Raw genomic sequence first — 17,997 nt, forward strand, 5'->3', positions numbered from 1 at the left:
GACCGGTCCGTCAGCCGGCGACGGCCGCCTTCCGGTAGAGCCCCACCGCCCGGTCGCCCATCACCGCGCTGTACGAGATCTCCGGCACCGTTCCGCCCCCCTCGTGGCCGCCGAGCACCCCGGCCAGCGCGCCGTCCACCAGCCAGGGACTGCCGCTGGTGCCGCCGCTGAGATCCGGGCAGCCGATCCGGCGCTGGGTCTCGGAGAGCAGGGCGGTCGAGTTCGCGCAGCGCAGCGCGGTCTCCCGGGTCCGCGGGTAGCCGATGACGGTCACCGTGGCGTCGTCCGGCTGCGAGGCGGCGACCGGGAAGCCGCCCACGAGGTCTTCGAGGGAACCGGTCCGCCCCTCGTCCGCAGGGGCTACCGTCGCGAAGGCGATGTCGTCGTCCGGGTCCTGGCCGTCCGTCCAGCCCGGGGCGACGTACACGCCGGTGAGCTTCCAGAGGCCGTACGGGGCCCTGCCGTCCCGGTAGCCCGGCGCGAAGAGGGTGGTGTACGGACTCTCCAGACAGTGCGCGGCGGTGGCGATCACATCAGGGCCGTCGCTGCGCACCACCGCGGCGGTGCAGAAGTGCCCGCCGTCGAGCCCGCCCGCGAACAGCGCGCCCACCCGGTCCGCCGCGGCGCCGGGCGGCGCCTGCGCGGTGACGCCGAGCGGTGGTTCGGCCGCCGCGCCGGGCACGTCCACGCCGAGCAGTGCGGCCATCGCGGTCAGCGCGAGCAGGATCCGTGATGCCCGCCGCGCACGGGAGCGCCGGGCCGTTCGGGGGAGCACGTGGTGGATCATGATCCCCACCCTGCCTGTCGAACCTATGACCGGAGGGCGATGTTCCGTATGAATAGCCTGTGAATCCGGTGAACCCGCTGTGAAAGCCGGGTCATGCCCGGACGAGACGGCCCCGATCCAGACAGCCCCGGACGAGACGACCCCGTACGGGACCGGCGTCGTACGGGACCGGCGTCGCACGGGACCGGCGTCGCACGGGACCGGCGTCATACGGGACGGGCCTCGTACGGGACCGGCGCCCGATGAGGCCGGCGCCCGATGAGGCCGGCCCCGGACCGGACCTACCCGCGCCGCTCGTACACCGTCACCCGGCGGCCCCGTACCTGACGGTCCTCCACCACCGCGAAGTGCTCCCGCAGGACCGCGGCCTTGGTCTTGTCCCGCTCCGCCGACGGCGCCTTCGCGACCTTCGCCGCGTCCGTCACGAGGAGCACCCGCCGCTGCGCGAGCAGCGCCGCCCGGATCCGTGCCGGCTCCGCCTCCTCGCCCTTCAGGGTGGCCGAGGCGACCGGGGTCCGGGCCAGTGCCAGGTCGGACAGGCCCGTGAAGGCGCCGGGGGAGACCAGCGCCGTGTCCCGCCGAGCCGCCGGCACGAACAGCACCGCGTCCCCGTCCTGCTTCACCCGGGCCACCTCACCGGCCACCGCCAGCACGTCGTCGACCCGGCTGGCCGGGGCCCGCTTGCCCAGCTCCACCGGCAGCAGGGCCAGGGCCGCGACCCCGACCACGCCCGGCACCAGCAGGTCCGCCGCCCGCGGGAACCGGGGCGCGCAGGCCCGTACCGCAGCGCCCAGCGCGGCGCCGATCAGCAGGGCCAGACCCACCATGCTGAACAGCACGTACCGGTCCAGGAAGAGGGGCTGCACGAGGGACAGCCCGATCAGCCCGAGCTGGGGCACCGCCAGCAGCGGCAGGCCGACCGCCGCCACCGAAAGCCCGGTGCGGTCGGGCCGGTCCGCCCGGGCGGCGAGCCCGCCGACCGCCAGGAGGATTCCCGGGCCGATCAGCATGTGCCAGGTCAGCGGCGGTATCCAGGACACCTGGTCGGACTGGCCCCGGCTGAACAGGATCAGCGGCAGCGCCCCCGCCAGCGCGCCCGCGCCGTACGCCGCCCAGCGCAGCCACACGCCCCGCCCGGCGCGCACCCACCACAGGGTCACCGCGTGCGCGGGCAGGATCAGCAGCGACAGCCAGTTCAGCAGGGCGCACACCAGCACGGTGGTCCCGTACGCCGTCCAGCGCGGCCAGGCCCGCCGCCCCGGCCCGCTCCCGCCGCGCCGCCCCGGCCCGCTCCCGCCGCGCCGCCCCGGCCCGCTCCCGCCGCGGCTATCCGACCCGCTCCCGCTCCCGCTCGCGCTTCCGAGGAGGGACACCAGCAGCAGGGTCGACAGCCCGGCCCCCGCCGCGATCAGCGCGTACGGCCGGCCCTCCTGGAGGTAGAACTGGACGGCCGGCAGCAGTCCGAGGGCCAGCCCGCCGCCGAGTCCCGTCCAGAGCCCGCCCAGGCGCCGCCCGATCAGCGCCACGCACGCGGCGGCGGCCGCGACCGCCAGCACCGACGGCAGGCGCAAGGTGGTGGTGCTCGCCCCGAAGACCTCGAAGAGGCCGTGCATCAGCAGGTAGTAGAGCCCGTGCACGGCGTCGACGTTCCCGAGCATGTTCCAGATGTCGCCCGCCGACCGCCCGGCCACCTGCCAGGTCGCGGCCTCGTCCCGCCACACGCTGTCGTCCCGGGACAGCCCCCACAGACCGAGCGCCAGGGTCCACAGGAAGGGGACGAGCCAGAGGAAGTGCCCGCGTCGGGCCGCGGATATGTGGCAATGCATGAAGGTGCTGGGATCCTCGGTCTGGCGTTCGGGCGGAAGACACCAGTCTATGGACGACACGGAGGGTTTCCGGACCGCCTGTTGTGCACGACGGAGCGTGATCGTCCGGCCCCGCCGCCCCTAGCCTCGCCGCAGGAGCACGAACGAGGGGCGGTACCCGGTGAACTGGCTCATCCACGACTACCGCGAGAGCGATCTCGCCGCGGTGGTGCATCTGATCGACACGACGGCCGAACTGGGACAGGAGTCCGTCTTCTCGCTCGCCGAGTGCATCAGCGCGCTGACCGACCGCCAGCCCTGCGTGGTCGCCGTCCACCAGGGCGTCCCGATCGGCGCGGCGCTCGCCTGCGTCACCGGGGAGCGGGCCTGGGTCATGCGCATCGCGATCGCCGCCGGCTGGCGCGGCCGCGGCCTGGCCAGCGCCCTGCTCGTGGAGCTGGAGCGGCGGCTCATCGCCGCGCGCGTCGGCCGCATCGCCTACGTCCTGCCCGAGGAGGACCTGCTCGGCGAGGGCCTCCTCAACGCCGGGTACACCCGGCAGCCGGCCGTCGCCTACTTCGAGAAGACCGAGCCGCTGCACGGACCGGCCGCCGGCCTCCTCGACGACCTCGGCGGCCGCTTCCTGCCGAACGACCTGTGGGCCAAGGTCGCCGGCATGGAGAAGGAGAAGGACCTCATCGAGCGGCGCGTGGTGCTGCCGCTCGCCGAGCCCGAGCGGGCCGCCTCGCACGGGGTGCGGCCGCCGCGCGCCATCACCCTCTTCGGCCCGCCCGGCACCGGCAAGACCACCTTCGCCCGGGCCATCGCCTCCCGGCTCGGCTGGCCCTTCGTGGAACTGCTGCCCTCCCGCCTGGCCGACGAGGGCAACCTGGCCGCCGCACTGCGCGACGCCTTCGCCCGGATCGCCGAGCTGGAGCGCGTACTCGTCTTCATCGACGAGGTGGAGGAGATCGCCCCAGTGCGCACCGAGCCCGCGCAGCCCGGCGGGATCCACGGCGTGACGAACGAGCTGCTGAAGCTGATACCGGGCTTCCGGGAGGGCGACGAACGGCTGCTGGTGTGCGCCACCAACTCCATCCGCTCGCTCGACCCGGCATTCCTGCGGCCCGGGCGCTTCGACTACCTGATCCCGATCGGCACCCCGGACGCCGGGGCGCGCGCCGCGATCTGGTCCCGCTACACGGCGGGGCGCGCCGACGTCGACGTGAACGCCCTGGTGGCGGTGACCGAGCTGTTCACGCCGGCCGACATCGAACACGCGGCGCGGATCGCGGCGCAGGTGTCCTTCGAACGGGACCTGGAGGCGGTGGGCGCGCGGGGCGCGGCGGCCGGGCAGCTCGGTGCGACCACCGAGGACTACCTGGCGGCGGTCCGCCAGTGCCGGCCGACGGTGACCCCGGCGATGACGGGCGAGTTCGAGGCGGACATCACGGCGCACGCCCGGTTCTGACCCCTTGGCTTCCGTCCCCCCGGTTGCGGCGGGGGGCGGAACGCGGAACGGCCCGCGGCCGCTCCCCAAAGCGGCCGCGGGCCTCCCGCGCGGACGTGGCATCCGTGCGGGACGGCACGCTCCGGTTGGGGTGTTCGCCGGCTGGAACGTGACGCGCGGGTGCCTGAGGGCAACCCTGAGCCCTCGTCAACGTCCTCCAGTCAAGCAACGGGCCGGGTGCCCGTGCTTCGGCCGAACGGCCACGGCCCCCTCGGCCGAAAGGACGAACGGGAGGGTCGGCTACCGTCGGTCCATGGGCTTCGTCGTCTTCATGACCCTTCCGGGGCTTGCGCTGCTGCTCACCGCGGTGGCCTTCCTCGACCTGGCACTCGTCCGAGTCGGCCGCGCGGGCCTGCTGCCCTGGCGGTGGAACGGCCGCCAGGGGCAGATCTCCGCCACCGGCTTCGAGCAGCTGCACGCCAGTTTCTCGCCGGGCAAGCAGAACGAGCTCAAGGAGCGGCAGAGCGCCCTCGTCATGCGCGACGACGAGGAGGACGGCGCACCGCCGCGGACCCGTGTCGACCTCGACGGCGGGCTCGCCGTCATCCGGCTGCCCGCCACGGCTACGGGGAACAGCGGTAGGTGAAGTCCACCGCGGCCGTGCGCTGCGCGGGGGACAGCAGCTGCAGCTCGGCCCGCGCGGAGTGGCTCCCCGTGCCCTGGAAGGTCCACAGCAGGTGCAGCCGGGCCTCCCGCTGCCCGCGCGGCACGCGCTCGGTCAGCCGCTCGGACCGCGTGCCGTCGCTGCGGATCCACCGGTAGGTGAGGGTCCCCGGACGCCCGTTGGTCCCCACGACGGCCACCACGTCGGCCGTCGCGTCACACGACGGCCCCTTCGGATCGGTGGTCACGGCCACGTCCCGGACCTCCAGCGCGGGCCCGAACCGCTGCCAGCCGAGGTACGCCAGGACCGCGGCCAGCACGATGGCGGCGAGCGCGTACCGCCGCAGGCCGGCGCCACGGCGCCGCCGGGGCGGGGCGGCGACGACCGCGGACACGGGGAACGGAGCGGGCATGGCCGCCGTCACCCCGGGCCCGAAGCGGAGCACGGACCCCTCGACCCGGTCGGGGACGACCGGCTCCGCGGTGGCCGGGGGACCGGAGAACCAGTGACTGCCGAGGACGGTGGCGCTGTAGTCGTCGTCGCCCTGCGGGGCGCGAGGGTCGCTCATCGGGGCACGTCCTGACAGCGCAGCAGGTACTCCGAGTCGGACGCGGAGGTGTTCCCGGCGGCGGGCTTGGTGGTGACCCGGACGCCGCCGTAGCAGCCGCGGTCGCGGCTGAACGTGTGGGGCTTGACCACCGTGACCGTCGAACCGGCCTTCACCACGAACGACTCGGTGCCGTCGGCGACGGAGTAGCTGCCCCGCTGGCCGCCCAGGAACCACTCCACCACGACGGTGACCGGGCCCGTGCCCTGGGTGGCGACCGTGATGGTCGCGTCGCCCCGGTAGACCCCGGTCTTGAGCGAGACGTCGACGCTCGTGACCTTCACGGTCGGTGTGGGCGACGGTGTAGGAGTCGGCGTCGGGGTGGGCTTGGTGGTCCAGCTCACCGTCGGCGTCGGCGTCGGGGTGTGGGTGGGAGTGGGACTGGGTGACGGCGACGCCGACGGGCTCGGGGACGCCGAAGGGCTCGGACTCGGCGAAGCGGAAGCGGAAGCCGTCGGACTCGGCGCCGGGGACGCCGATCCGGGAGGGGCCGCGCTCGTCGTGGCGAAGGCACTCAGTGCGGAGGCTCCGCCCGGTGACGCGCCGATCGCGTCCGTCGTGAGCACCAGCACCGTCCCCATGACCAGCGCCACGGCCGCCGCCAGCCAGCCGCTGCGGCCGGGAGCCCAGCCCGAGCCGCTGCTCACCGTGGTCGTGGCCACCGCCGTGGTGCCGGCTGCCGAGCCGGCCGAGGGGAACAGCAGCGGCAGCAGCGCGGCCAGCGCCGCCAGCTTGCGCTGCCCGCGCTCCTCCCACTCGGGCCCGTACGCGGCCAGCGCCACGCCCTCCAGCTCGGCCACGAAGGCCTCGGCGTTCTCCGGTCGTTGTTCGGGCTGCTTGGCGAGGCCGCGCCGGATCAGCGGACGCACGGGCTCCGGGGCCTCGGTCTCCGGAACCGGCGCCTCGATGTGCTGGACGGCCAGCTCCGCGAAGTTCTCCCCGTCGTACGGCTTGCGCCCGGTGAGGCACTCGAAGAAGGTCGCCGTCGCCGCGTACACGTCGGCCGCGGGCGAGGCCGGCCGGCCCTGCCACTGCTCGGGCGCCATGTAGGCGGGGGTGCCGGCCACGCCGGGGGTCGTGCCGCGGCCCGCCGCGATCCCGAAGTCCACCAGCTTCGACGCGCCGTCCGGCGCGACCAGGACGTTCTCCGGCTTGTAGTCGCGGTGGACGACGCCCGCCCGGTGCGCCGCCGCCAGCCCGAGCAGGGACCCCTTGAGGACCACGAGCGCGGCCTCGGCGTCGGCCCGGCCGGACTGCTTCAGCAGCGCGCGCAGGGAGATGCCGTCCACCAGCTCCATCACGATGGCCGCGCCGCCGGGCGCCTCCACGTACTCGTACAGCCTCACCACGTACGGCGACTCCAGCCCGCCCAGCAGGCGGGCCTCGGCCCGGAACTCCCCGACGAACGCGGGATCCTGGCGCAGCCGGTCGCTGAGGTACTTCACCGCGACCGCCGTGCCCGTGCCGTCGTGGACGGCGAGCACCACGCGGCCGCTGCCGCCCGCGCCGAGTTCCCGGACCTCCGTGTAACCGGGGACCGCCCACGTGTCCTTCATGTTCCTGCCCCCTGCCTGCTTGCCTGCCGTGCGGCGCCGCCGCGTCCCCTGGACGACCGGTACGGGGCCGGCCACCGACCGGGCCGTTCCCCGGACCGGACTCCCCATGGGACGTGGTTTCCGCCACGGCCGGTTCCCAACCCCGCGGCGCGTCTCAGGCCGCGGCCGGCATCGCCCCGATCATGGCGTGCAGCCGGTCGGCGGCCGCCCGTCCGAAGGCCGGGTCGTTGATGTGCGTGTCGTAGTCGTAGAGCCGGGCGGCGCTGCCCCGCAATCCGTCGCGCAGCGCCGAGAACAGGGCCCGGTCCGCGCCGGGGTCATGGTAGAGCCCGCCCGGCGCGCCGAGCGTGGACAGTCCACGGAGCGGGACGCAGACGGCCGTGGGTCCGGTCGCCGCGCGGAGTTTGGCGGCGACCCGGCGGCCGAGCTCCGCGCACTCGGACTCGGTCGTACGGATCACGGTGATGGACGGGTTGTGGACGTGGACGCCCCGGTCGCGGACCTTCCGGGGCAGGGTCTCCAGCGGGCCGAACTTCACCATGTCCAGCGCGCCCAGGCTCACCACCTGCGGGACCCCGGCCCGCCCGGCCGCGCTGAGCCGGTCGGGGCCGGCGGTGAGGATGCCGCCGCACAGGTCGTCGGCGAGCTCGCTGAGGGTGAGGTCGAGGACCCCCGCGAAGACGCCCTGGCCGGCCAGGGTCTCCAGGGTGCGGCCGCCGGTGCCGCTGACGTGGAAGACCAGCACTTCGTAGCCGAGTTCCGTCAGCCGCTCGCGCGCCGCGTCCACGCCGGTCGTGGTCACGCCGGCCATGCTCGCCGCGACCAGCGGGCGGGGGCCCGCTCCCAGCCGGGGCGGGAGGTGCTCCAGGGAGGCGCGGGCGAAGCCCCGTGCCATGCCGGCGATGGCCTCGACGGCGTTCGCCAGGACCGGTCCGGAGACGCTGTTGATCCCCGCGATGTCCACCACGCTGTACATCATCGTGATGTCCGAGGACCCCACGTACGGGGTGACGTCCCCGGACGCCATCGACGAGACCATCAGTTTCGGTACGCCCAGCGGCAGCGCGCGCATCGCCCGGGTGGCGATGGAAGTGCCGCCGCTGCCGCCGATCGCGAGCACTCCGTGCAGCCGGCCTTCGGCGTGCAGGCGTAACAAGGTCGCCTCCGCGCCCCGGGCCATCGTGGTCACGGCCGCGCCCCGGTCGGCGGCCGCGCGCAGTTCCGACAGTTCCGTTCCCGCCGCCCGGGCCACCGCATCACGCGGCACATCGGCGGGCACACGGGGTTCGCCCATGATTCCTGTGTCGACCAGTACCACCTCGACGCCGGCGCGCAGCAGCCTCTCGCGCAGCCAGCCGTACTCCACACCCTTGGTGTCCAGGGTTCCCACCAGCACGACGTTCGTCATGTGTGCAATGTCCATGCAGGTGGGGATGTTGGCAAGTGCAAGCTCAGGTCAAGCCTTCAGCAGCACCAACAGCCGCTCTAGAAAAGGGACTTGAGAGGGAATCAACATGTTTTGCGCCAGCTGGGGAGCAAACCAGGCCACCCGGTCCAGCTCCGGGAACTCCTGTACGTTTCCGGAGTGCGGCGGCCACTCCATGGTGAAGGTCCCGGGGACCATCAGCGCGGGGTCGAGGTCCGCCTCCACCGCCCAGATCGTCACCAGCTTGCCGCTGCTCAGCCGTACCTCGCCCAGCGGCACGTACTCGCCGTCCGGCGGGGGCAGCCCGATCTCCTCGGTGAACTCCCGGCGGGCCGCGTCCCGCGGCGTCTCCTCCGGCCCGTACTCGCCCTTCGGGATGGCCCAGCCCCCGGCCGCCCGCCCGGCCCAGAGCGGGCCGCCCATGTGCCCGAGCAGAACCTCGACACCGGCTTCCGGCCCCGGACCGGTCCGTCGGAACAGGAGCAGTCCGGCACTTCGCTTGTCCGTCATGGCTCCATCCATGCCCCGCGGCGGCCCGGGCCAGTGATCCTCGACCGCTGTTTCCCGGTCAGTGGTCGTGCGGCCCCTGCCGGTGGACCGGCCCGTGGGCGTCCGCGCAGTGGGGGTCGGACGGATCCTCGCCCGCGCGCCCGACCGAGAGGAGGGACTCCTGCGCGTGGTCCACCTGGAGGGTGGTGTGCGTGATCCCGTACTCCTTGGCGAGCAGCCGTTCCAGGTCCCGGCGTACGGCGTGGCAGTCGCCCACCGGCTCCACGAGCACGTGCGCGGACAGCGCCGCCTGCCCCGAGGTGATGGTCCAGATGTGCAGGTCGTGCACCTCGGTCACGGGCGGGTGCGCGACGAGCCGGTCGCCGACCGCGTCCGGGTCCACATGGGCCGGAGCGGCCTCCAGAAGGATCCGGCCGGACTCGCGGACCAGCCCGTAGCCCGCCTTGACCATCAGCAGCACCACCACGAGCGTGGCGATCGCGTCGGCCTGCCGGAACCCGGTGGTCACCACGATCACACCGGCGACGGCCGTCCCGATGAAGGCGAAGAGGTCGTTCAGGATGTGCTGGTAGGCGCCCTCGACGGCCAGCGAGGACCGGTTCGCCCGGGAGATGCACCAGGCCGCGGCCACGTTGACGACGATGCCCGCTAGCGCCGTCACCACGACCAGCCCGCCCTCGACCGGCGGCGGGTCCATCAGCCGGCGCACCGCCTCGTACGCCAGCCAGACCGCCAGCAGGAGCAGCGTCAGGCCGTTGGCCTGGGCGGAGAGTATCTCCGCCCGCTTGAGGCCGTACGTGAAACCGCCGCGGGCCGGACGCGCCGCCAGCCGCATGGCGATCAGCGCGAGGACGATCGAGACGGCGTCGGTCAGCATGTGCGCCGCGTCGGAGATCAGGGCCAGCGAGTTGGCGATGACGCCGATGACCACCTCGATGGCCATGAAGGCGCCGATCAGGCCGAGCGCGATCGCCAGCCAGCGCCGGTCGGCGTCGGCGGCCACCCCGTGGCTGTGGCCTCCGGGACCGTGCCCGTGCCCGTCGTGCCCGTGGTCAGGCCCACTCATGGCGTCCCCCGTCTCGTCGCGGCACCCGTGTGTTCGGTTCCGTCGGGTGAAGTGAAGCGCACCCCGGCGAGATGGGCAAAGGCTGCAACGGGGACCGTTGTCATTACCTATAAGAGGCCTCTGACCTGCGACGATGTCAGACCGCTGCCGGGTCGGCGGGTTCATGGGAAAATCTGCTCATGGTCCAGCGTCCCGGTGTGCCGACCGCGCCCGAGCTCGTCCTGGTGACCGACTCGGGCTCCGTTCCGATGAGCCCGGGCCGGACCTATCACGTCGGCAGGGACCCGCTCTGCGAGATCTGCCTCGAGGACGCCCGCGTCTCCTGGCACCACGCGATCCTGCGCCCCGACGGCGACCACTGGACGGTGGAGGACGAGCACAGCACCAACGGCACCTGGGCCGACGGACAGCGCGTGCACGAGTGGAGCGTCGGCGTCGGCAGCCAACTGCGCTTCGGCAGCGTCGAGGACGGCCCGCGCGCCGTCCTCGTCGACCCCGCGCCCCCGCCCCCGCTTCCCGCCGCGGCGGACGGCGTCCGGCCGGCGCGGGTCTCGAACCCGGCGCAGTCCAGAACCTTCCGGCAGCCGACGACCGTCCGTCCGCTGCTCGCGCGTACCGCCGTGCGCATCGGCCGGGCCACCGACAACGACCTCGTCATCGACGACCTGATCGTCTCCCGCAAGCACGCCGAACTGCACGCCCTCGCCGACGGCGGCTACGAGATCGTCGACCTCGGCAGCCACAACGGCACCTACCTCAACGGCGTCCGCCTGGACCGCCGGGCCGCCGCCCTCGCCGAGGGCGACATCGTGGGCATCGGCCACTCCGCCTTCTGCCTCGTCGGCGACCAGCTCCAGGAGTACGTGGACACCGGCGAGGTCTCGCTCGACGTCCAGGACCTCACCGTCGCCGTCGACCGGGGCCGCAAGACCCTCCTCGACCACGTCTCCTTCCCCGTCGGAGCCAAAAGCCTGCTCGCCGTCGTGGGCCCCAGCGGAGCCGGCAAGTCCACCCTGCTCGGGGCGCTCACCGGGCTGCGCCCCGCCGACCAGGGCGCCGTCCTGTACGACGGACGCGACCTCTACCGCGACTACGCCGAACTGCGCCGCCGCATCGGGCTCGTCCCCCAGGACGACATCCTGCACTCCCAGCTCACCGTCCGCCGCGCCCTGCGCTACGCCGCCGAACTGCGCTTCCCCCAGGACACCGCCAAGTCCGAACGCGAGGCGCGGGTGGACGAGGTGATCGGCGAACTCGGCCTCCAGCAGCGCGCCGACCAGCCCATCCACAGCCTTTCCGGCGGCCAGCGCAAGCGCGTCTCCGTCGCCCTGGAACTGCTCACCAAGCCCTCCCTGCTCTTCCTGGACGAGCCCACCTCCGGCCTCGACCCCGGCATGGACCGCTCGGTGATGCACATGCTGCGCGGCCTCGCGGACGACGGCCGCACGGTCATCGTCGTCACCCACAGCGTGCTCAACCTGAGCGTCTGCGACCACCTCCTGGTCCTCGCGCCAGGGGGGCGCATCGCGTACTACGGCCCGCCCGAGGAGGCGCTCGGCTTCTTCGGCTACGAGCAGTGGCCCGAGGCCTTCGAGGCCTTCGAGAACGACCGCGACCGCGACTGGGCCGCGGAGTACCGGGCCTCACCGATGCACCGCCTCTACGTCGACGCCTCCGCCGGCCGGCCCCCGCCCGCCGGGGCGGCCGGGCAGAGCGCCGACGCCCCGTCGCCGCAGCAGCAGCCGGAGCCGCCGCCCAAGGCCCAGAGCTGGGGCTCCCAGCTCTTCACCCTGATCCGCCGGTACGCCGCCGTTCTCAGCGCCGACCGCACCTTCCTGATCATCATGGTGGGGCTGCCGTTCGCCCTGGGAGCCATGGCCCGCGCACTGGCCGGCAGCGCCCTCACGGTCGAGACGGCACTGAACGCACTCTTCATCCTGTGCGTGGGCGGCGTCCTGACCGGCGCCGCCAACGCGGTGCGCGAACTCGTCAAGGAACGCGTCATCTACCAGCGCGAGCGCGCAGTGGGGCTGTCCCGGTCGGCCTACCTGATGTCCAAGGTGGTGGTCCTCGGCACGGTCACCGTCGTCCAGGCCGTGGTGCTCACCATGGTCGGCCTCGCCGGAGTCGACACCAAGGCCCCCGGCGGCAAGGGCGTCCTCATGCCCCCGTTGATCGAGATCGCCCTCGTCGTCGCCCTGCTGTCCCTCACCTCCATGCTGGTCGGCCTGCTGATCTCCGCCCTGGTGACCAAGGAGGAGGTCACCATGCCGCTCCTGGTCCTGCTCACCATCGTCCAGGTCGTCTTCTGCGGTGCCCTGCTGAAGCTCACCGCGGTCCCCGTCATCGAACAGCTGGCCTGGTTCGTGCCGGCCCGGTGGGCCATGGGCGCGATGGCGGGCACGATCGACCTCGGCGCCATCGTGCCCACCACGATCACCCAGGACCCGATGTTCGACCACGAGGCCGGCGTGTGGCTCCTCGAAGTGGGCATGCTGGTCGCCCTGTCGGTGCTGCTCGGCCTGCTGGTGGCCCGGGTGCTGCGCCGGAACGAGCCCGCGATCATGCGGAAGTAGCCGCCGATGACCAGCTCCGGCCAGGTCGAGGAGTTCCGGCCCACCCATATCGTTCCGGCGGAGGGACTGCCGGCGTGGGAGAGCCCGGACGTGTCCCACCCCACCGTGCCGCTCGACGCCTTCCTCCCCGTACAGCTGCTGTCCCGGCGCGGGGACTGGGGGGAGATCCTCTGCGCCAACGGCTGGTCCGCCTGGGTGGACGGCCGGCTCCTGGTGTCGGTGCCGCAGCCCCCGCCGACGGGCGACCGGCCGCTCGCCCGTACGGAGGACCCGCGCCCGCTGTTCAAGCGCACCGCCGAGACCCTGGAGCGCTACCGGCACGCCGCGGACGACCTCGCCGCCGGGCGGACGGACACCGATGTCTTCCGGCGGGCCGTACGGGGGCTGCGCGCCGGGCTGGTCCTGGACGGGGAGTCGGTGTGGCTCTACGACGCGACGGCGGGAAGCTGGCTGTACGGCGACGAGACCGGCCTGACGACCTATGCGGTCGTCACGGCACCGGGGGCCTCGTCCGGGCCGAAGTCTCCGCCGGCGCAGACGGATGTGGGCGGCGCCGGCGCCTCCGGTGACGAACCGCCGAATCCGCCGCCCGCCAACGGGGTCGAGGGCCAGGCCGCTCGGGAGGCGGGCCACGACCCCACGCGGATCGTGGAGACGCGCGATCCCGAAGCCGGGTGAGGCGAAGCCGGGTGATGCCGGGTGAGGCGTGGTGCCGAGTGAGGCACGAGGGACGTGAGGGAGAAGCCGCTCGGCCGGGAGTCACTCCCCGGTCGCGGCGGTTTCGTCGACGCGGCCGCGACGGTGCACGGGGCGGGCCAGGAGGGCGCCCAGGAATCCCGCCACCGCACCCCACAGGAGCCCGAGCCCGACCGTGCGCCACAGGACGGGGTTCAGCTCCACCTGGCCGCTGAGGCCGTCCACCTCCCCGATGCCCAGGAGGGAGAGCCCGAACTGCGCCTGGACCCGCGCGAGCAGGCAGACCGTGAGCGTCGCGAGGGCCAGGGCCACCCCCAGGTGGAGGGCGTGCTGCCAGGGCCGGACGTGCGCGGGGGAGCGTACGGCCGCCAGTACGCCCGTACCGAGCAGCAGGACGGCGGCCACCGCCACCAGCCACCATGCCCGCGCGTCCCGCTCCGCGAGCGAGGCCACGTCGACCGTGGACAGGTCGGAGCCGCGCAGGACCTCGTCCAGCAACTGCGGCATCGGCAGTCCGAACGGGCCGTCGACCTTGCCCTCCCAGGCGCCGCCGAAGCCCAGGGTGAGTGCGAACCAGGCGAGGTTCGGCAACCCGAGCAGGATCACGGCGAACGTCCGCGCGGCGTGGCCCTGGGTGGCGGCCACCACCAGGCCGACGGCGATGCCGAGGACGACGTAGGCGAGGAGCAGCAGGGTCGTGGCGAACGCGGCCGGGCGCAGGGCGGCGTGGAAGCGGACCAGTCCGGACGGGAGCGGCGCGCGCCGCGAGACCATCAGGGCGATCAGCAACAGGCCGAGGATCCACAGCAGTCCGAAGAGGAGCGTGGCGGGCAGGTCAGCCCGGAAGCCCACGGTGGGGCCGGCGTCGAGGAGTTCGGTGATCGCCGCGACGGGGGAGTCGCCGGTGGAGATGCTGAAGGTGTGCCGGGCGAGGAGTGCGGTGCCGGTCAGTGCGAGGAGCCACAGCACGACCAACGGGACGGCCCGGCCGATGAGTTCACGGGGCCGGGCCACCGCCCGGTTGTGCAGGGGGCGCAGGAAGCAGCATCCGGCCGTGAGGGCGCCCGCCAGGCTCACCGAGAGCGGCAGCACCGACAGGTTCGCGTCCGCCCCCGCCAGGAAACCGGCGTCGCCCGACACCTCGACCGAACCGCCGGCCGCCATCACGACGACCGCGGCGATCACACGGGGGAACGCGCCGCCCGGCAGATCGCCCGCGCCGGCGCACGCCAGACCCGCGGCGGCGACCGCGGTCATCACCGCAAAGGCCGCGACGACGGCTACGAGCGCGCCGGGCCAGGCCCCGGCGGACCCCCCGGACGATGGCGACCTCGCTGTCCGGCTCATCCTGCAACCGTGGCACTCCCGGCTTGCGGGCACCACCCGGACGGCGCACACAATGGTCGGCAGGGAACGCACTCCTCCTTGGAAGGAGAGCCCGTGACCACGCAACCCTCCGGGCGACCGCCGTCGTCGGAACGCCCCACCGGGCCGCCCTCCGGTCCGCTCTCGGGCGGGCAGCAGGGGCCGCCGCCCCCACCACCGCCGGCGCCGCCCAGTGGGCCCGCCGGGCCCGGTGGGTCCGGCGGGCCCGGTGGCTCTGACGGGCCCGGAGAACCGGCTCCGGAGAAGAGCCAGGGCCCCTGGTGGCGATCCGTACCGCGGCTCGCCACCGCGCTCGTCGCGGTGGCCGCGGTCGCCGCCCTCGTCGTGGTCCTGACCCGCCCCAGCGGTACGTCCACCAGCGCCGGCGGCGAGGTGTTCCTCCAGCCGGTCGCCTCCAGCGGCCCCGACCCGTTCACCGAGTCCACCGCGGTGAAGGACGCCGCGCCGCCGCCGGACAGTCCGCCCCCGCAGAGCCCGACGACGTCGCCCGGGGGCACCGCCCGCCCCACGCCCAGCGCCACCGCCAGTCCCGGCACCCAGACGGGTACCCGGAGCGTCAGCGGCTCGGCACCGGGCGTGTACGCGGGCACCCGGAACGTCGCCAGCTGCGACACGGAGAAGCTGATCCATGAGCTGTCCGTGCAGCCCGCCAAGAACGCGGCCTTCGCCTCGACCCTCGGCATCCAGGCGGCCGCCGTTCCCGGGTACCTGCGCTCGCTCACCCCGGTGGCGCTGCGGATGGACACGCGGGTCACGAACCACGGCTACCGGAACGGCCAGGTCTACAGCTACCAGGCCGTGCTCGAGGCCGGGACGGCCGTGCTGGTGGACGACCGGGGGGTGCCGCGGGTGCGCTGTGCCTGCGGGAACCCGATCGGTCCGCCGGTGCCGCTCAAGGCCGCGCCGAAGCGCGTCGGGCAGGAGTGGCCCTCGTACCAGCCGGCCAAGGTGGTGGCCATCGCGCCGGCGGTGACCGTCGTGAACAAGATCGTGATCTACGACCAGCGCAGCCACACCTGGTACGAGCGCAACCGCGGCAACCAGCACGGCAAGCCCGACAGGCCGATACCGCCGCCGGTGGTCCCGACGCCGCCGACGACGCCGACCGCGTCGCCGAGGCCGACGAGGCCGACCCCGACCGTTTCCCCGACGAAGCCGACGCCGACCGTGACACCGACGAAGCCGACCTCGTCCGTCACGCCGACCCCGTCGGGGACGCCGACGAAGCCGACCTCGTCGGTGACGCCGAGCCCGTCCGGGACGCCGTCGCCGACGCCTTCGAAGTCGCCGTCTCCGTCGCCCTCGCCGTCGGAATCGCCTTCCAAGTCGCCGTCTCCGACGCCTTCGCCGTCGGAGTCACCTGCGAAGTCGCCGTCACCGTCGCCGTCTCCGACGGCGTCGCCCTCACCGTCCCCGTCCCCGACGGCGTCGCCGTCACCCTCACCGTCCCCGACGGCGTCACCGTCACCGTCCGCGGCTTCGGCGTCGCCGACTCCGTCGCCTTCGGTCTCTCCGCCGTCATCGCCGACGGCCCCGCGGACCTCGGCGGAACCACCGTCTCCGGCTCCGCCGACATCGGTGCAGCCGGAGACGCAACAGCCGCAGACGCAGCAGCCTGAGACGCAACAAGAGCAGGAGCAGGAGCAGCAGCAGGAGCAGGAGCAGGAGGCGCCTGAGCGCCCGCCCGCACAGGAGGAGCCCCCGGGCGACGGCCAATAGCGGAGAACGTCGCACCTCCTCCCCCTCGTGCCGGGGAGGGGGTGCGCCGCCGCCGTCGCCCGGTCAGGCGCGGCCGCGGCGGGTGAGCGTGTCGCCCGCCGCGCCCGCCGCGCCCACCGCGACGCCGAGGACGACCATGACGACGTAGCTGTAGATCTCGTAGCCGTCGGGGGCGAGGAAGCGGACGAAGCCCATGAAGTGGATCCAGCCGAGCCACTCGTGCAGGAGGCCGCTCGCACCGCCGACGATGAGGACGAAACTGAGCAGGCCCGTGACGGTGGTCAGCGGGGACTTCGGCGTGTTGGAGGTCATGCTCCGACGTTAGGCGGGCGGTCCCGGGCGGAGGATCGGCCTTAGGGCTGCCCGGGGTCGTACTTAAGTATGCGATGCGGGGCGCGGATGCCCGGTCAGGGGTGGGGCGGCGTAGATTTCCGGGACATGCGCCGCATCAACCGCATCCACCGCACCCGCCGGGACTGGGCCGCCGACCTGGGGCTCTTCCTCTTCGCCGCCTGCTTCGCCGCCGTCAGCTCGCAGTCGATCCCGGTGGCGGAGAGCCTCGGCCCGGGGTGGCGGGCCGCCGACCAGGCGGCCGGCGGGCTGGCGTGCGCGGCGGTACTGCTGCGGCGGCGCTGGCCGGTTCCGCTCGCCGTGGTGCTGCTGGTGGCCGGCAGCGTGGCGCACTACATGACCGGCCCGGCGATGGTCGCGGTGTTCACGGTGGCCGCGACCCGGCCGTGGCGCGTCACGGCGTGGGTGGCGGCGCTGGCCTTCGCGCCCCTGCCGTTCTTCCTGTGGCGGCTGCCGGACCTGCCCGAGGACCGGGCGGGGTCGGCGGTGACGTACTTCGCGCTGATCGCCGGGGCCATCGGCTGGGGGCTGTTCCGGCGGTCCCGGCAGCAGCTGATCGCCTCACTGCGGGAGCGCGCCGAACTGGCCGAGGCGGACGCGGAGTCACGGGCCGAGCGGGCCCGGATGGAGGCCCGGGAGGAGATCGCCCGAGAGATGCACGACGTGCTCGGGCACCGGCTGTCGCTGCTGAGCGTGCACGCGGGCGCCCTGGAGTTCAACCCGGGCGCCCCGCGGGAGGAGATCGAGCGGGCGGCCGGTGTGATGCGGGAGAGCGCCCACCTGGCCCTGCACGACCTGCGCGAGGTGATCGGCGTACTGCGGTCGGGGTCCGGGACCGGGCCGGTGGAGGGCGAGCGGCCGCAGCCGGAACTCGCGGACCTGGCCCGGCTGGTGGCGGAAGCCCGGGCCGCGGGCGGGCGGATCGAGGTGGCGGGCCCGCCGGAGGGGGCCGCGCCACCACCCCTGGTGGGGCGTACGGCGTACCGGATCGTGCAGGAGGCGCTGACCAACGTACGCAAGCACGCGCCGGGCGCGGCCGTCGCCGTACGGGTGGCCGGGGGCCCGGGGGACGGACTGACGGTCGAGATCCGCAACACCCGGCCACCCGGACCGGAGGCGGAGCGGGAGGCGCAGCGGGAAGCGGGTCCGGGCGCGGGTGCGGACACGGGGCACGGCGCGGGCCCGGACGCGGCCGCGTCCGCGGTTGCGGGAATCGGCCAGGGCAGCGGCGGGCAGGGGCTGATCGGGCTGGCGGAACGCGCCCGGCTGGCGGGCGGGGAGCTGACGGCCCTCCCCGCCGACGGCGGATTCCGCGTACACGCCTGGCTACCCTGGCAGGGCTGATCAAGGGACGGGGCACGAGACGAGGAAGGAGGCGCGCGTGATCCGCGTACTGCT

Annotated in this window: 14 protein-coding genes and 1 pseudogene; 6 read left to right on the top strand and 9 right to left on the bottom strand. The window is 74.0% G+C overall.

From position 1 onward, the window contains the following. Window positions 1-10: 10 nt before the first annotated feature. Both OG534_RS33345 and OG534_RS33350 read right to left on the bottom strand, forming a co-directional pair. Complete coding sequence (locus tag OG534_RS33345) at window positions 11-787, bottom strand: trypsin-like serine peptidase (RefSeq protein WP_326593059.1); 777 nt, start codon at window positions 785-787, stop codon at window positions 11-13. A gap of 281 nt (window positions 788-1,068) precedes the next feature. Beyond that, window positions 1,069-2,613: a hypothetical protein gene (locus OG534_RS33350; protein WP_326593061.1), complete on the bottom strand. Its 1,545-nt coding sequence runs from the start codon at window positions 2,611-2,613 to the stop codon at window positions 1,069-1,071. 160 nt (window positions 2,614-2,773) lie between these two features. On the opposite strand from OG534_RS33350, the gene OG534_RS33355 reads away from it, so the two are divergent. Next, window positions 2,774-4,063 (top strand): ATP-binding protein, encoded by a 1,290-nt coding sequence (locus OG534_RS33355; protein WP_326593062.1) that lies wholly within the window; start codon window positions 2,774-2,776, stop codon window positions 4,061-4,063. A gap of 292 nt (window positions 4,064-4,355) precedes the next feature. Continuing rightward, complete coding sequence (locus OG534_RS33360) at window positions 4,356-4,688, top strand: DUF6191 domain-containing protein (RefSeq protein ID WP_326593064.1); 333 nt, start codon at window positions 4,356-4,358, stop codon at window positions 4,686-4,688. Here OG534_RS33360 and OG534_RS33365 read toward each other — a convergent pair. The 5 genes from OG534_RS33365 to OG534_RS33385 all read right to left on the bottom strand — a co-directional run bounded on the left by OG534_RS33365 (window position 4,666) and on the right by OG534_RS33385 (window position 9,871). Beyond that, window positions 4,666-5,274, bottom strand: a complete 609-nt coding sequence (locus OG534_RS33365) for a hypothetical protein (RefSeq protein WP_326593065.1) — start codon at window positions 5,272-5,274, stop codon at window positions 4,666-4,668. The genes OG534_RS33360 and OG534_RS33365 overlap by 23 nt on opposite strands. Further along, complete coding sequence (locus OG534_RS33370; RefSeq protein ID WP_326593066.1) at window positions 5,271-6,869, bottom strand: serine/threonine-protein kinase; 1,599 nt, start codon at window positions 6,867-6,869, stop codon at window positions 5,271-5,273. Before OG534_RS33370 ends, OG534_RS33365 begins: the two co-directional genes overlap by 4 nt. A gap of 154 nt (window positions 6,870-7,023) precedes the next feature. After that, window positions 7,024-8,277, bottom strand: a complete 1,254-nt coding sequence (locus OG534_RS33375) for a Tm-1-like ATP-binding domain-containing protein (RefSeq protein WP_326593067.1) — start codon at window positions 8,275-8,277, stop codon at window positions 7,024-7,026. A 48-nt stretch (window positions 8,278-8,325) separates the two neighbouring features. Then, entirely contained in the window at window positions 8,326-8,805 is a 480-nt protein-coding gene (locus OG534_RS33380) for an NUDIX domain-containing protein (protein WP_326593068.1), read from the bottom strand. A 58-nt stretch (window positions 8,806-8,863) separates the two neighbouring features. After that, window positions 8,864-9,871 carry a cation diffusion facilitator family transporter gene (locus OG534_RS33385; protein WP_326593069.1) on the bottom strand — a complete coding sequence of 336 codons (1,008 nt, stop codon included), beginning with the start codon at window positions 9,869-9,871 and terminating at the stop codon, window positions 8,864-8,866. Between the two features lie 179 nt (window positions 9,872-10,050). Between OG534_RS33385 and OG534_RS33390 the strand changes: the two genes are divergently transcribed. Continuing rightward, entirely contained in the window at window positions 10,051-12,447 is a 2,397-nt protein-coding gene (locus tag OG534_RS33390; protein ID WP_326593072.1) for an ABC transporter ATP-binding protein/permease, read from the top strand. A 6-nt stretch (window positions 12,448-12,453) separates the two neighbouring features. Next, window positions 12,454-13,125 carry a hypothetical protein gene (locus tag OG534_RS33395; protein ID WP_326593075.1) on the top strand — a complete coding sequence of 224 codons (672 nt, stop codon included), beginning with the start codon at window positions 12,454-12,456 and terminating at the stop codon, window positions 13,123-13,125. Between the two features lie 81 nt (window positions 13,126-13,206). On the opposite strand, the gene OG534_RS33400 is transcribed toward OG534_RS33395, so the two are convergent. Next, window positions 13,207-14,490: a streptophobe family protein gene (locus OG534_RS33400; protein WP_326593076.1), complete on the bottom strand. Its 1,284-nt coding sequence runs from the start codon at window positions 14,488-14,490 to the stop codon at window positions 13,207-13,209. A gap of 93 nt (window positions 14,491-14,583) precedes the next feature. Here OG534_RS33400 and OG534_RS38790 point away from each other — a divergent pair. Continuing rightward, window positions 14,584-15,891: pseudogene (locus tag OG534_RS38790) on the top strand (DUF6777 domain-containing protein); the annotation flags it as partial. A 420-nt stretch (window positions 15,892-16,311) separates the two neighbouring features. Here the strand turns inward: OG534_RS38790 and OG534_RS33410 are convergent. Next, window positions 16,312-16,560: a hypothetical protein gene (locus OG534_RS33410; protein ID WP_326593077.1), complete on the bottom strand. Its 249-nt coding sequence runs from the start codon at window positions 16,558-16,560 to the stop codon at window positions 16,312-16,314. Window positions 16,561-16,686: 126 nt separating this feature from the next. Between OG534_RS33410 and OG534_RS33415 the strand changes: the two genes are divergently transcribed. Next, the gene (locus OG534_RS33415; protein ID WP_326593079.1) at window positions 16,687-17,943 is read left to right on the top strand and encodes a sensor histidine kinase; all 1,257 of its coding nucleotides are present in this window, start codon (window positions 16,687-16,689) and stop codon (window positions 17,941-17,943) included. Window positions 17,944-17,997: the final 54 nt, after the last annotated feature.

Source organism: Streptomyces sp. NBC_01294 (genome assembly GCF_035917235.1).
GTDB lineage: Bacteria > Actinomycetota > Actinomycetes > Streptomycetales > Streptomycetaceae > Streptomyces > Streptomyces caledonius.

Excerpts from the sequence above, each read along its gene's own strand:
- OG534_RS33345 (WP_326593059.1), bottom strand. The coding sequence starts at position 787 with ATGATCCACCACGTGCTCCCCCGAACGGCCCGGCGCTCCCGTGCGCGG.
- OG534_RS33350 (WP_326593061.1), bottom strand. The coding sequence starts at position 2,613 with ATGCATTGCCACATATCCGCGGCCCGACGCGGGCACTTCCTCTGGCTC.
- OG534_RS33360 (WP_326593064.1), top strand. The coding sequence starts at position 4,356 with ATGGGCTTCGTCGTCTTCATGACCCTTCCGGGGCTTGCGCTGCTGCTC.
- OG534_RS33365 (WP_326593065.1), bottom strand. The coding sequence starts at position 5,274 with ATGAGCGACCCTCGCGCCCCGCAGGGCGACGACGACTACAGCGCCACC.
- OG534_RS33370 (WP_326593066.1), bottom strand. The coding sequence starts at position 6,869 with ATGAAGGACACGTGGGCGGTCCCCGGTTACACGGAGGTCCGGGAACTC.
- OG534_RS33375 (WP_326593067.1), bottom strand. The coding sequence starts at position 8,277 with ATGACGAACGTCGTGCTGGTGGGAACCCTGGACACCAAGGGTGTGGAG.
- OG534_RS33380 (WP_326593068.1), bottom strand. The coding sequence starts at position 8,805 with ATGACGGACAAGCGAAGTGCCGGACTGCTCCTGTTCCGACGGACCGGT.
- OG534_RS33385 (WP_326593069.1), bottom strand. The coding sequence starts at position 9,871 with ATGAGTGGGCCTGACCACGGGCACGACGGGCACGGGCACGGTCCCGGA.
- OG534_RS33390 (WP_326593072.1), top strand. The coding sequence starts at position 10,051 with ATGGTCCAGCGTCCCGGTGTGCCGACCGCGCCCGAGCTCGTCCTGGTG.
- OG534_RS33395 (WP_326593075.1), top strand. The coding sequence starts at position 12,454 with ATGACCAGCTCCGGCCAGGTCGAGGAGTTCCGGCCCACCCATATCGTT.
- OG534_RS33400 (WP_326593076.1), bottom strand. The coding sequence starts at position 14,490 with ATGAGCCGGACAGCGAGGTCGCCATCGTCCGGGGGGTCCGCCGGGGCC.
- OG534_RS33410 (WP_326593077.1), bottom strand. The coding sequence starts at position 16,560 with ATGACCTCCAACACGCCGAAGTCCCCGCTGACCACCGTCACGGGCCTG.
- OG534_RS33415 (WP_326593079.1), top strand. The coding sequence starts at position 16,687 with ATGCGCCGCATCAACCGCATCCACCGCACCCGCCGGGACTGGGCCGCC.